11 protein-coding genes and 1 other annotated feature are annotated in these 13,204 nt (G+C 42.6%); of the genes, 4 read left to right on the plus strand and 7 right to left on the minus strand.

The genetic code is table 11. The features are described from left to right. The first annotated feature begins 58 nt into the window (after positions 1-58). Both CCZ37_RS03065 and tyrA read left to right on the plus strand, forming a co-directional pair. The gene (locus tag CCZ37_RS03065) at positions 59-1,138 is read left to right on the plus strand and encodes a 3-deoxy-7-phosphoheptulonate synthase (protein ID WP_047690207.1); all 1,080 of its coding nucleotides are present in this window, start codon (positions 59-61) and stop codon (positions 1,136-1,138) included. An 11-nt stretch (positions 1,139-1,149) separates the two neighbouring features. Continuing rightward, positions 1,150-2,277, plus strand: a complete 1,128-nt coding sequence (tyrA, locus tag CCZ37_RS03070; RefSeq protein ID WP_094499723.1) for a bifunctional chorismate mutase/prephenate dehydrogenase — start codon at positions 1,150-1,152, stop codon at positions 2,275-2,277. Between the two features lie 45 nt (positions 2,278-2,322). On the opposite strand, the gene CCZ37_RS03075 is transcribed toward tyrA, so the two are convergent. Beyond that, entirely contained in the window at positions 2,323-2,700 is a 378-nt protein-coding gene (locus CCZ37_RS03075; RefSeq protein WP_094499724.1) for a PilZ domain-containing protein, read from the minus strand. 190 nt (positions 2,701-2,890) lie between these two features. After that, positions 2,891-4,558: an energy-dependent translational throttle protein EttA gene (ettA, locus tag CCZ37_RS03080; RefSeq protein ID WP_010319161.1), complete on the minus strand. Its 1,668-nt coding sequence runs from the start codon at positions 4,556-4,558 to the stop codon at positions 2,891-2,893. A gap of 261 nt (positions 4,559-4,819) precedes the next feature. On the opposite strand from ettA, the gene CCZ37_RS03085 reads away from it, so the two are divergent. Both CCZ37_RS03085 and trpR read left to right on the plus strand, forming a co-directional pair. Further along, positions 4,820-6,769 (plus strand): transglycosylase SLT domain-containing protein, encoded by a 1,950-nt coding sequence (locus CCZ37_RS03085; protein ID WP_094499725.1) that lies wholly within the window; start codon positions 4,820-4,822, stop codon positions 6,767-6,769. Between the two features lie 58 nt (positions 6,770-6,827). Then, positions 6,828-7,127 carry a trp operon repressor gene (trpR, locus tag CCZ37_RS03090; protein WP_010319163.1) on the plus strand — a complete coding sequence of 100 codons (300 nt, stop codon included), beginning with the start codon at positions 6,828-6,830 and terminating at the stop codon, positions 7,125-7,127. Between the two features lie 24 nt (positions 7,128-7,151). Here the strand turns inward: trpR and yjjX are convergent, their stop codons facing one another. From yjjX to hpf, 5 genes are all read right to left on the minus strand, one after another. Beyond that, entirely contained in the window at positions 7,152-7,679 is a 528-nt protein-coding gene (yjjX, locus tag CCZ37_RS03095; RefSeq protein WP_094499726.1) for an inosine/xanthosine triphosphatase, read from the minus strand. Then, positions 7,651-10,005 carry a putative bifunctional diguanylate cyclase/phosphodiesterase gene (locus CCZ37_RS03100; RefSeq protein ID WP_094499727.1) on the minus strand — a complete coding sequence of 785 codons (2,355 nt, stop codon included), beginning with the start codon at positions 10,003-10,005 and terminating at the stop codon, positions 7,651-7,653. Before CCZ37_RS03100 ends, yjjX begins: the two co-directional genes overlap by 29 nt. Then, entirely contained in the window at positions 9,989-11,035 is a 1,047-nt protein-coding gene (locus CCZ37_RS03105) for a polyamine ABC transporter substrate-binding protein (RefSeq protein ID WP_094499728.1), read from the minus strand. The genes CCZ37_RS03100 and CCZ37_RS03105 overlap by 17 nt, the downstream gene beginning before the upstream one ends. Positions 11,036-11,250: 215 nt before the next feature. Beyond that, the gene (gene pheA, locus CCZ37_RS03110; RefSeq protein ID WP_010319331.1) at positions 11,251-12,429 is read right to left on the minus strand and encodes a prephenate dehydratase; all 1,179 of its coding nucleotides are present in this window, start codon (positions 12,427-12,429) and stop codon (positions 11,251-11,253) included. 11 nt (positions 12,430-12,440) lie between these two features. Further along, positions 12,441-12,565: a sequence feature (Phe leader region), on the minus strand. 109 nt (positions 12,566-12,674) lie between these two features. Further along, the gene (hpf, locus tag CCZ37_RS03115; protein WP_010319330.1) at positions 12,675-13,001 is read right to left on the minus strand and encodes a ribosome hibernation-promoting factor, HPF/YfiA family; all 327 of its coding nucleotides are present in this window, start codon (positions 12,999-13,001) and stop codon (positions 12,675-12,677) included. Positions 13,002-13,204 lie beyond the last annotated feature (203 nt).

Here is a 13,204-nt window from a genome sequence, read left to right on the forward strand (position 1 = left end):
TATTGGTGTTTAGGTATGCGATAAAATTTCGTGTAAGAAAATAATTACAGGTGATGAGATGCAAAAAAGTGAACTAAGTAACATTAATATCAGTGATGAGCAAGTGCTGATCACTCCGGAACAATTAAAAGCTAAGCTGCCGCTCAGTCATCAAGCTCGCCAGTTCATCCAACACTCTCGTCAGACAATTGCCAATATTATCCATAAAAAAGATCACCGTTTACTGGTGGTGTGCGGCCCTTGCTCTATTCATGATATTGATGCGGCAAAAGAGTATGCAAAGCGCCTGAAATCACTCTCAGAGCAGTTGAGCGATCAACTGTACATTGTCATGCGTGTTTACTTTGAAAAGCCGCGTACAACGGTTGGCTGGAAAGGGCTGATTAACGATCCTCATCTTGATGGCAGTTTTGATATCGAACATGGTTTACACGTTGGTCGTCAATTGTTAGTTGAGCTAGCGGAGATGGAGATCCCTCTGGCGACCGAAGCGCTTGATCCGATCAGCCCTCAATATTTAGCCGATACATTCAGTTGGGCGGCGATTGGTGCGCGCACCACAGAATCTCAAACACACCGAGAAATGGCCAGTGGTTTGTCGATGCCGATTGGGTTTAAAAACGGCACCGATGGCAATTTAGCAACGGCAATCAATGCGATGCAGGCGGCATCATCCAGCCACCGCTTTATGGGCATTAATAGTGAAGGGCAAGTTGCCTTGCTTACCACACAAGGCAACCCAAATGGGCATGTCATTTTACGTGGCGGTAAGCAAACTAACTACGATTCAGTGTCGGTCACCGAGTGTGAGCAAGAGATGGCAAAACATAAATTGGATGCCTCGTTAATGGTGGATTGCAGCCATGCTAATTCACGTAAAGATTACCGTCGTCAGCCGTTAGTCGCTGAAGATGTGATTCATCAAATTCGTGAAGGAAATCAGTCTATTATTGGTTTGATGATTGAAAGTCACCTCAATGAAGGTAATCAATCTTCTGACCTTCCTCGCAACGAAATGGAATACGGTGTATCGATTACGGATGCCTGTATTAATTGGCCATCAACTGAGGCACTATTACGACATGCTCATCAAGAGCTCGTTCCGTTCTTAGAAAATCGCCTAAAAAAAGGTGAATAAAGGGAAGTGCCATGGCTGTTGAACTTAACGAATTACGTGATCAAATTGATGCTGTCGATAAACAAATGGTCGAGCTGCTTGCACGCCGATTAGCTTTGGTTGAAAAGGTGGGGGAAGTCAAGAGCCGACATGGTCTACCGATTTATGCTCCTGATCGAGAAGCGGCGATGCTGGCTTCTCGCCGCGCTGAAGCGGAAAGAAAAGGCGTACCCCCGCAACTGATTGAAGATATTTTGCGCCGTACTATGCGTGAATCTTATGCCAGTGAAAAGGATTCTGGCTTTAAGTGCTTAAACCCAGAGCTGCGCTCTGTGGTGATTATTGGCGGTCATGGTCAACTTGGCGGCTTATTTGGCCGTATGTTCAAACTGTCGGGCTATCAGGTGAAAGTATTAGGCAGTAAAGATTGGCACCAAGCCGATGAGATACTGCATGATGCTGGTTTGGTTGTGGTGACGGTTCCTATTCATTTAACGGTCGGTGTGATTGAAAAACTCGCTCATTTGCCTGCCGATTGTATTTTGTGCGACCTCACATCGATTAAATCTAAGCCGCTACAGGCGATGCTTAAAACACACTCTGGCCCAGTGGTTGGGTTACACCCAATGTTTGGCCCAGATGTCCCTAGCATGGCCAAGCAAGTGATCGTCTATTGCGATGGGCGAGGAGAAGAGAGTTATCAGTGGTTGCTAAAACAGTTTTCGATATGGGGAGCGAGTTTGTGCCAGATTGATGCCGCAGAACACGATCACGGCATGACCTTGATCCAAGCATTGCGTCACTTCACTTCGTTTGTATACGGTTTACATCTTTCTAAAGAAAATCCGAATATCCAAAAATTACTGCAGCTGAGTTCACCGATTTATCGTTTAGAACTGGCGATGGTTGGACGGCTTTTTGGTCAAGACCCTCACTTGTATGGCGATATCATTTTCTCATCGGAAGAGAACGTTGAGATGATAAAACGTTTTCATGCCTGTTTTGGCGAAGCGTTAACCTTACTTGACGGGCGTGAGAAGCAAGCTTTTGTGGAAAACTTTAGCAAAGTGAGCGAATGGTTTGGCAGTTATTCACAACAATTTATGCTTGAAAGTCAAAACTTGTTAAAACAAGCGAACGATGCCATTCATCGTGCTTAAGGCTGTCTGAACGGCGAGTGCGGTGGTTGTGAATATGGCCGCCGCTCATTCTTCCGGTTCATCCCCTAAATCAGACAAGTATTCCAGCTCGCGATGGAGCAAGCTTTCATCTCCCATATTCAATTCAACTAAACGTTTCAAATGACCAATACTTTCAATATCAATGTGATCGATGCTGATACGAATAATGTTGTTTTGAATGTGGATCAGCTTGGCGACCAGATTAATAGTGATATCGCTGTCTGGAAGTGTGAAATGAACTTGTGCCATTTCATTGAGCACCAATTTGTCCGCGTCAGGGCATGAGAGCAATAACCCATGCAGCGATAAATCTTGAATCGTCGTGGTGACGGTATGTTTACCTTGCAATAAGGTGGCAGGCATCTGATAGATGATGCGTGAAAAGCGACGTCTTTCAATCATGGTACTCTCTCTTGTTGAGCGTTGACCTGTGCCAGCTTCGGCTCTGTATCGATCATTGAAAAATTATACCCATTAAGTTTAGACCTAATTGAAGGCAGTGTCGCGGATCCAGCATTTTGTTGTGTGATGGGTGATGTACAAGTAACAAAAAGGCCGCAATAGATTGCGGCCAGAGACTTCAAATACAGAGTTATTTGGTCATACGCTTGTATTTAATGCGGTGTGGTTCTGCTGCTTGAGCGCCCAACGTCTGTTTTAACCACTCAGTGTATTCGCTGTAGTTGCCTTCATAGAATTTCACTTCACCTTCATCACGGTAGTCCAGAATGTGGGTCGCGATACGGTCTAGGAACCAGCGGTCGTGCGAGATAACCATGGCGCAACCAGGGAACTCCAGCAGCGCCTCTTCCAATGCGCGTAGCGTTTCAACATCCAGATCGTTGGTTGGTTCGTCGAGTAATAGGACGTTACCGCCAGCTTTAAGCAATTTGGCTAAATGAACACGGTTGCGCTCACCGCCCGATAGCTGACCGAGCACTTTTTGTTGATCGACGCCTTTGAAGTTAAAGCGAGAGCAGTAAGCACGCGCAGGAATTTCAAAATTGTTGATCTTGATAATATCCGCCCCTTCAGAGATCTCTTGGAAGACGGTATTTTTGTCGTTCATGCTGTCACGGAACTGATCAACCGAAGCTAGTTTCACGGTTGCACCCAATTCAATTTCACCAGAATCTGGTTGCTCTACGCCACTTAGCATTTTAAACAGCGTTGATTTACCCGCACCGTTAGCACCGATGATGCCGACAATCGCTCCTTTCGGCATGCTAAATGATAAATTATCAATCAGTACACGATCACCAAACGATTTGGTTAAGTTGCGAACTTCCAATACTTTGTCACCTAAACGTTCGCCCGGCGGGATGAAGAGTTCGTTGGTTTCATTACGTTTTTGATGTTCAGTATTATTAAGTTCTTCAAAGCGTGCCATACGTGCTTTGGATTTTGCTTGGCGGCCTTTCGGGTTTTTACGAACCCATTCCAGCTCTTTTTCAATCGTTTTTTGGCGAGCACTCTCTTGAGATGATTCTTGCTTTAAGCGTTCATCTTTCTGTTCGAGCCACGAGGTGTAGTTACCTTGCCAAGGAATGCCTTCGCCGCGGTCAAGTTCTAAAATCCAACCCGCAGCATTATCAAGGAAGTAACGGTCGTGGGTGATGGCGACGACTGTGCCTGAATAGTCGACAAGGAAGTGCTCTAGCCAAGCAACAGATTCCGCGTCTAAGTGGTTGGTTGGTTCGTCAAGCAGTAGCATGTCTGGCTTTTCAAGTAGCAAACGGCAGATCGCCACACGGCGGCGCTCACCACCAGACAAAACGGCGATTTTAGCATCCCATTCTGGTAGACGAAGTGCATTGGCCGCACGCTCTAAAGCGTTCTCTAAATTATGGCCATCTTTAGCTTGAATCAGAGCCTCGAGCTCACCTTGCTCTTTGGCTAACGCATCAAAATCGGCGTCGGGTTCTGCATATGCCGCATAAACAGCATCGAGGCGAGTTAGTGCGCCAGCCACATCAGAAACGGCTTCTTCAACCACTTCACGCACGGTTTTTGATTCATCGAGTACTGGTTCTTGAGGCAAGTAGCCGACTTTCAATCCTGCTTGCGGGCGTGCTTCTCCATCAATATCAGTATCGATGCCAGCCATGATACGTAACAGGGTGGATTTACCTGAACCATTGAGACCTAAAACACCGATTTTAGCTCCAGGGAAAAAGCTCAGAGAGATGTCTTTGAGAATTTGACGCTTAGGCGGGACAATTTTACTCACCCGCGACATGGTATATACGTATTCAGCCATTGCCGATTGTTCCTAATCTTAGTAACAGAAGAAAGTGGTCATTTTATACCAAAGCGATCGCATTTGTTACTAGGTACCTAATTTTTAGAGCTTAGATGGTGTTTTTCATCGATAAAAAAGTAACGAAACATTAAGTTACTAAGTTCATATGTCGCACTTTTATGAATTTAATATTATTTACATCTATGGCCTTTACTTTTTTATCTAGAATCAGCGTAATGAAACGGAAATCACCTTGCTTTGGATAGGACGAGAGCACACATGACGCTCATGCATTTTATAAGACCGCAGCGATTGTTATCATCAATATTAGCCTTGAGCTCCTTGGTGTGCGGCACCGCGTTTTCAGGCGCAATAGAGGATTTGGATAGTCAACGAGAGCTGTACGATCAAGCGCAGAGGTGGCTTGATGAAGATAAAGTTGATGAAGCTAAAAAAATCAGAAATAAGATCAAAAACTATCCATTGACGCCTTATCTGGATTATCGATCTCTGCTGGTCGATATTGGTAATAAACCGCCATTAGCGGTTCAGGTTTTTATCGATACACATCAAGATTTCCCCTTTTCAAACCGCATTCGAGCACCGTATTTAGATGCGTTGGCGGCGAAAGGGAAATGGGCCACCTTGCTTGATTTTCAAAAAACGGAGCCGAATGATGAGTCTTATCGTTGCCACTATTACAACGCGCACTACCAAACAGGCCATAGAGAGATTGCGTTCAAAGGCGCGCAAAAACTATGGCTCAGTGGCAGTAGCATTTCCGATGCTTGCGATCCACTTTTTACTGCATTGAGTGAACATGGTGGGTTAAGTGATGATTTGCTACTCAAGCGAATGTTACTGGCGTTTGAGGGGCGTAATTTGACGCTAATGAAATTCTTACAGAAAAAGTTAACCAAGCCAAAATCGCAAGTAATGGCGCAAGCGATGATTGCGCTCTATAACTCGCCAGATAATGTACTGGCTTTTGCCCAGCAACACTCCAATGGTGATTTTAATCAGCAGTCAATTCAATTTGCTCTAGAAAAACTAGCACGCCAAGATGCGAAGTTTGCACAAAGCGTGTATCAAACTCTTTTCGATCAGAAAATACTGGCGGATGCTTATCAGCGTCCTATTGCAGAATATATAGCCAGAATATTACTTGATACCGAGGAGCAAGCACTCGCAAACTGGCGAGATAATGTGATAGCACAAAGCTCAAACAGTCTCTTACTTGAGCTGAGGATCCGCAAGGCACTGACCGCAGGTCATTGGGATGAAGTGAAATTCTGGACAGAACAGCTCCCCGCCGATGAAAAAGCCAGCTTACGCTGGCAGTATTGGCTTGGGCGGGCGGATATTGCGTTGGGGGATGACGCCAAAGGATTACAACGTTTAAGTGCGATGGTAGGACAACGTAATTTTTACAGTGTAGCGGCCGCCAATATGGTGAAACAGTCTGTTAATTATCCGAGTTCATCAATTACTTTAAACCCCAAGCTACTGACAGCGCATAAAAAAACGTTATTACGAATCCAAGAGCTGATTGAACGAGATAAAATCGCGGCTGCAAAAAGTGAATGGAAATGGCTACTAGAGCGCGTCGGTACAAAAGAAAAAGAGATGCTAGCGGCCTACGCGGATTCTCAGCACTGGTATAGTTTGACCGTAACGGCCTCGATCGCGGCTCAGATGTGGGACAATATACAATTGCGTTTTCCGTTAGCCCATCAATGGTGGTTTAATTTTTATGGCGAAAAACATGGTATTGATCCGATTATGTTGATGTCACTTGCTCGCCAAGAAAGCGGAATGGATGTCGAGGCTCAATCACCCGTAGGTGCTCGTGGCATCATGCAAGTTATGCCGAGTACGGCTAAGTACACAGCTAAAAAATATCAGTTGGCCTATAACGATGAGCAAGAGTTATATGAGGTGGGCAAAAATATCGAAATAGGCAGCCATTACTTAAATGGCTTATTAAAACAATACGGAGACAACCGTATTTTGGCATTGGCTGCTTATAATGCGGGGCCAAATCGTGTCAATCAGTGGCGAGAGAAGACACAAGGCAAGTTAGATGCCTACGCTTTTATTGAAGCGATCCCTTTTCGAGAAACACGTGGGTATGTGCAAAATATTTTGATGTTTGAGACTTACTACCGAGATTTGATGGGCATTGAAGGTGAATTTCTCAACCAAGATGAGCTCAATACAAAATATTAATTCCAATACAAAGTGAAAGTTCTACAATAGCGGAACGTATCACTTAGCGAGTACATTCATGCCACACCAACCTGAGTACACTGATTGGCAGCAGTTAATGGAATTGGTTAAATCTGCCACAGAGCAAGAGCAGCACACCATGCTACTCACCATGATGATGACCCCAGATGAGCGAGATGCGCTCGTGGCGCGTGCGAACATCTTATGTGAGCTACTTAAAGGGGAGTTATCACAGCGGCAGATTAGCCAATTGCTCGGAGTGGGAATTGCGACCATTACGCGCGGCTCAAATGAGCTCAAAAGTAAATCAGAACAAGAAAAGTCGCAATTAGCTGCTTTGCTACTCAAGGTGTCTTAGTGACCCCTTGAGTTTGCCAGCTTTTTACAAATTAGCAGGAAAATGCTCTGGGTTGATAAAAGGGATTAGTGCGAGAATCAACGCTTGATGGTAGACCGAGCTGCGAGTGAGCTGGTTATGAGTAAGCACGCTTATTGCCCCACCTTTCTGTTTGATATTTTGGCAGTCAAACAGTTTATCCATTACATCGCCTAGCTCATTTTCATGGCTTAACAGCTTCAATACTTGAGGTGGTAGCATTAAGCTGGCTGAGCGAGATTCTCCTCTATGAGTGGTAGATTCAATCACCATCCATGCAAAAGTCACGGTATTCTCAATGCCAGCTTCTAATCCAACGTAGTAATCTGCCGTAGGATCTTGCTCTTTCGCATTTCGTACGCGATTAAGTGCACCTAGGTGAGTTTCTTCATCTGTCATCGGTTGAGCCGCGACACCACTGGGCACACTCACGCCTTTAAATGAGAAAATACCCTGTGGAAAGGTATTTTCAAATGCACTTTTGACGGCATTGATTTTGGCCGGGTTAAGAGAGGCAATGATCACGTTTTTCATAAACAGCGTTTAACTCTTTTTGTTGTTGATGCCATGAAACCAACGCATTTAATGGCATCGGTTTGGCGAAATAGTAGCCTTGCATAAAATCACATTGGTAATCAGCAAGCCAATGATGCATCTCTTTACTTTCAATACCTTCGGCGGTGACTTGCATTGATTGAGAATGACAAAGTTCGATCAAAGGTTTAATGACTTTGTGATTATTCGTGGTGATGAGTGTATCTAAAAAAAGACGATCAAACTTAATTTTTTGTACGGGATACTGAACCAATTGAGTAATAGAGGTGTAACCAGAACCAAAATCATCAATTGCTAAGCCGTAGCCCAGGTGCGATAGTTCGTGAAGTAGCGGAAAACCTTTTGAATTGGTTGAAAAAGTTTCTGTAATTTCAAAATCAATCAAATGAGGAGGAACCGCATTCTCCTGTGCGTGTTTATGAATATAATGAGCCAATTGCAAAGAGTTTAATTCTGCTGATGAAAGGTTAATTGATAACTGAACAGGGTGTTCAAATATCGCTTGCAGTGCGTGGAAATCCTCGAAAGCTGAACGGACGACCCAGCGATCAATGTTGCCAAATAACCCGGTTTGTTCGGCTATCGGAATAAATTCTTTTGGTGAAATCGTACCGAGCAGCTTGGATTCCCAACGAAGTAAAACTTCAAATCCTGAGACTATATTACCTGCACGATTTAAATAAGGTTGATAGACCAAGCTAAATTCCTGATCAAAATCACCTCGGCGTAATGCTTGCTCAATATTGGCTCTGCGCAGAACACCCTTATTGAGCTCTGGCGAGTAGTAAGCTATTTGGTTCTTCCCAGCATTTTTTGCTTGATACATGGCCGTATCAGCATTAGATAATAATTTTTCTAAGGCATAGCCATCGGTTGGGTAGGTAGCGATACCAATACTTGCTGTGATCGGGAAATTTCCGAGCGGTGAATTATGCTGGTTTTGTAATGGGATCAATAGCTGAGTGGCAAATTCGCTTGCCGCTTGTATAAAATTACTATCAGGTGTAGAAATAAAAATTGAAAACTCATCCCCTGATAGTCGCGCTGCTAGGCTTTTTACTTGATACTTTTCAAAGAAAAAATTGCGCAATGAGCCAATATGCTGTGCAAAGTTGGCTAATAATGCATCACCGACCTGATGGCCGTATTTGTCATTAACGTATTTGAAATTATCTAAATCAATATATAGAACCCAGATGTTATCTGTGTGCTTTGCTTTGGATAGCACTCTTTCTACTGATTGCTGAAAGTGGTGACGATTAGCCAGTTTGGTCAGATGATCGTATTCAGCAAGCGCTTTCGTTTTCTTATATGTGGTATCAAGCTCCTGATACATATCGTAAAAACGAGAGGATAATCGACCAATTTCATCGTTGCTATTGAGTGTTTCGATATTGTCACGTTGCTTATTTTCGACCTCTTTTAGCTGTTGATCTAATTGAGATATGGGTTTAATGACATATCGATACAGTAAATACAAAAGTAGCAATACAGTGACTAATGTCGATATTCCAAATGATAATGCCAATCGTTTTTTAATTGCATAAAGTTTGTCGTTAATTAGATACTGTGCAGGATCAAGCGTGGCATACAGATCAGATTTTAATTCAACCGTTTGCGTCAAGCCTACTTTTTTAATATCGGGCCTATCAGTAAAAAATATGGAGCTTTGGTTATCAAATTCTATTTTTGTTTTCAGTCGATTAAAGGGCTCTAAGGCGACAAAAACAACCACAAAGAAAATTTTATCGCGGTTATAACTCAGCGGAGTGGTGAGTGTCTGTGTATCTAAGACATCATAGCGAACGAGAACGTCTTCACCACTCGAATTTGTCGTATAGTCAATATAAGAGGTCTTTTGCGTGTTATAAAAAGTATCTTGAATATGACTAAGTATTTTAGTGTCAATTTTTGCAAAAGGATCACCGCTATTTTCAGCGTAATAAAGCACATTTTTACTGCCATCTAAAATCGACAATGCAATAAAACGATTCTCTTGAGCTTGAAGGATATCTAAGGTCTGTTGGAAGTTATCAACCAACTCTAATTCCCGATAAGGATTGCGCTCATGTGTGATGTAATGACGAATGATATCGCTTTTCGTTAGAGTGTAAGCGTAGCTATTCACAAGGTATTGAGTTTGACGAAAGTGCCCTGCGAGTTTTTCCATACTCAGTTGAAGATAGCTTTCCTCTCTTTTTAGTAAAGCATCTTTCTGATTTGAGTAGATAATGTAACTTGATGCCACTGCACTGAGAAGAATAACCGGTGTTACCAGCAACAGAATTCTATTGTTGAGCTTCATGTTGTTCCAAAATACTGTTAATGATTTTTGCTCTCAAACTAAGGTCTTCTGGGAGCAATTCGCTATCAATAATGCTTTGTTCTAACAAAGCAGGATCTGGAAATAATGATGCATCATTTAGGTAACTATCTGGCATTAAATTTAGGGCACTTAAGTTCGGTGTCGCAGCTTTAATATCTTTTGCATTGATTGCAGCAATTTCTGGACTCAATAAGTGATTTATAAATGCTTTTGCTTGCTCTTTATTTTTTGAATTACTGTTGATGGCTAAACAATCAACCCAAATATAGGGTTGGCCTTGTGGGGTGATAAAATCCCAATCATCACCGCCAAAATACTTATTTAAAGAAAATTGGTCACCACTGTATGCCAGTGCCATGTCTAGATTATCACTGTCAGGGTGGCTTCGGATGTAACTCAGTACATATTCATAGGTTAAGATATTTGAGTTCACAGACTGCATCTTTTGGTAAGCCAGTTTAAGTGCATTATCATCATTGGTGATGGGTGATTGTTGTTGGACATACAATGCTGGTAATAGGGTTTCAACTGTATCGTGAATCATCCCCACATGACCTTGGAGTGCTGGTGGCATGTCGATGAGATCAGCCCAGTTTCTGGGCTTGGTTGGGAGTTTACTTTTTCTGTAGACGATACCTACGGTTCCCCAAAAGTAGGGGACGGCGTGGCTACCACATGCCTGATTCCATTTCGCATCATTATGTTTTCTATTCGGTAGTGCGCTCAGGTCTTCAAAGGTGTTGAGCCGAGAATAGATAAGCGCCGATACGTTATCGAGTACGACAATATCAAAAGGTAGTTGGACACTTTTGACCATCAATAGACTTCGCTCATCATCATTATCAAAGTGATATAAATTGATGACGATGCCGCTACTTTGCCGCCATTGATCAACGATTTGCGGTGACATGGTGTCTTCCCACAAATAAATATTGAGCTCTGAGCTTCGAACGTGCGCTGAAATGCCTAGCAGAAATAGCATTAAAGCCAAAGGATGGATTTTCATCATGATATAAGTAGATGAACCTTATTTATTGGAAAAGGGCATCGTTCACAATGAAAGTGTCACAGATATCTTATGACGTGCGGAATATATTCCGTGGATTCAAAGTAGGCTGACAGCCCAAAACATAGTGATTAATTATGTGTGAAATGATTGGGCATTATATGAACTATGTTGATGGCTGTCAGCTGACTTCTGTCAAATATTTGACTTAAATGTGATTATTGAAGTTTTACTTGGGTCGGTTTAACATTTTCACTTGGGTAGCAACCTAATACTTTTAAATGCTTCGTGATTTTTGTTAGCTCATTCAATGCTTGCTGCATTTCAATGGAATCAAGATGTGATTCAAGATCAACATAAAACATCTCTTCCCAAGGATTTCCCATAATGGGCCTTGATTCTAATTTGGTCATGTTAATGCCATAGCGTTGCAATACTAATAAGGTTTCAACAAGTGAGCCTGCTTGCTGTGATGTTGACATAATTAATGTTGTCTTCGCTGGGATTTGAGTAGAGACTTCCACTGGCTTTCTCGCAACAACAATAAAGCGAGTCTGGTTTTCTGTTTGATTGGCGATATTAGACTTGATTGATTGTAGGCCGTACAGTTTACCGCTAGAAGCATTGCCAATCGCGGCAACATCGTTGCGATTAAGCTGCTGTACTTTTAGCATCGCATCTGCTGTGCTTGCGCAGGTTTCAAGCGAAACACCTTTTAGACGGCTTAAAAATTCGCTGCACTGTTGGTGGGGTTGTGGGTGTGAATAAAGGATTTTGAGCTCTTCTAAACGTAATTCTGAGGTTGCAACTAAACAGTGCTCAATTGGTAAAGTGAGCTCACCGACAATGTACAAAGTAGTATGTTGCAGCAAATCATACACTTCATTAATTGAACCTGAGCTGGTATTTTCAATCGGCAAGACCCCATAGTCGGCATGACCCGATTCAACCGTTTTGGTGACCTCTTTAAACTGATCGCAATTAAGTTCGATCAGTTCTGTATTTTTACGACTGAAGTACTCACGTGTTGCGAGATGGGAGTAAGATCCTTTGGCTCCTAAAAAAGCCACTCTTGCTAGTGGTTTACGGCTCAGTTGCGGATTGGCTAGGTTCTGTAAGTATGCTTGTTGTAGCAAGACGGAGTCTTCAATGATGGTGTGAAACAGCCTGGTAATGTATTGAGCATCTAAACTGTATTTTTCTTTACCATTATTAATCAATTTGACCAAAAGTTGTTGTTCTCGGACGGCATCTCTCACAGGCTTTGCGGTTTCCACTTTGCTTTTAGCGACTTCAATGCTGAATTTTCTACGCTCCGCCAGTAGGTTTAGCAGTTGATCATCGAGCTCGTTCAGTCGCAAGCGGATCTCTTCAAGTGAATAGTGCTTTTCAGTCATAAAAATGTCCTTGTAAAAAAGCCTCCCAGTGGGAGGCTTTCTGTTCGTCTTTGACTTATCTTCTCTTCTGCCAACGACCATGCCTCCAACGCTATGGGAGAAAAAAGAAGTCAAAAAAGAACAGTGAGGTTAAGTGCATAAGAAGGTGATTTCTCTTTGAATGTAAAGACACAATAAGCAAGCAACCGTAGAGCGTCAAGCAAAAAAATAGCGCTTGAAAGCGCTATTTTTTATCATATAAAACTTTATTCAATTTCTTCTTCTACTTCCGGTTTGTCGGTACGACGAGCTTCCGGTTTATGGCGCAGTTTGTTGAGTTGGCGTTCTAATTTTTGTTCTACCTCATTAATAGCTGCGTAAAGATCTTCATGGGTTGCAGAAGCGACTAGCTGTCCTTTGGGTACCGTGATAATCGCTTCAAATTTTTTCTGTTTATTGGGCTCTTCACTAAAGCTAGCTTGGCATCCTATGATATCCACTTGCCACTTCTCTAGTTTTTTAAATTTGCTCTCAATGTGAGTGCGGATTGCAGAGGTAATGTCGATATTTTTACCAGTGATCGTTACTTTCATAGATGTTTTCCTCTGTTGCATCCCTCATGGGTTAACTTCAGATTACTGATTTAACACCAAAGTAATGTGATTCAGATCACTTTATTGGATGTGATTTTAAAGGGTGAGTTTAAACGTGATCTTACGCAAAAAGTGCTGACAAAGAGTAAAGAAAAAGCTTGTGATTCCTATCAATCTGGATAGATTAGTTGAGAGGTCAAGCT

The organism is Vibrio qinghaiensis, assembly GCF_002257545.1.
Lineage (GTDB): Bacteria > Pseudomonadota > Gammaproteobacteria > Enterobacterales > Vibrionaceae > Vibrio > Vibrio ordalii.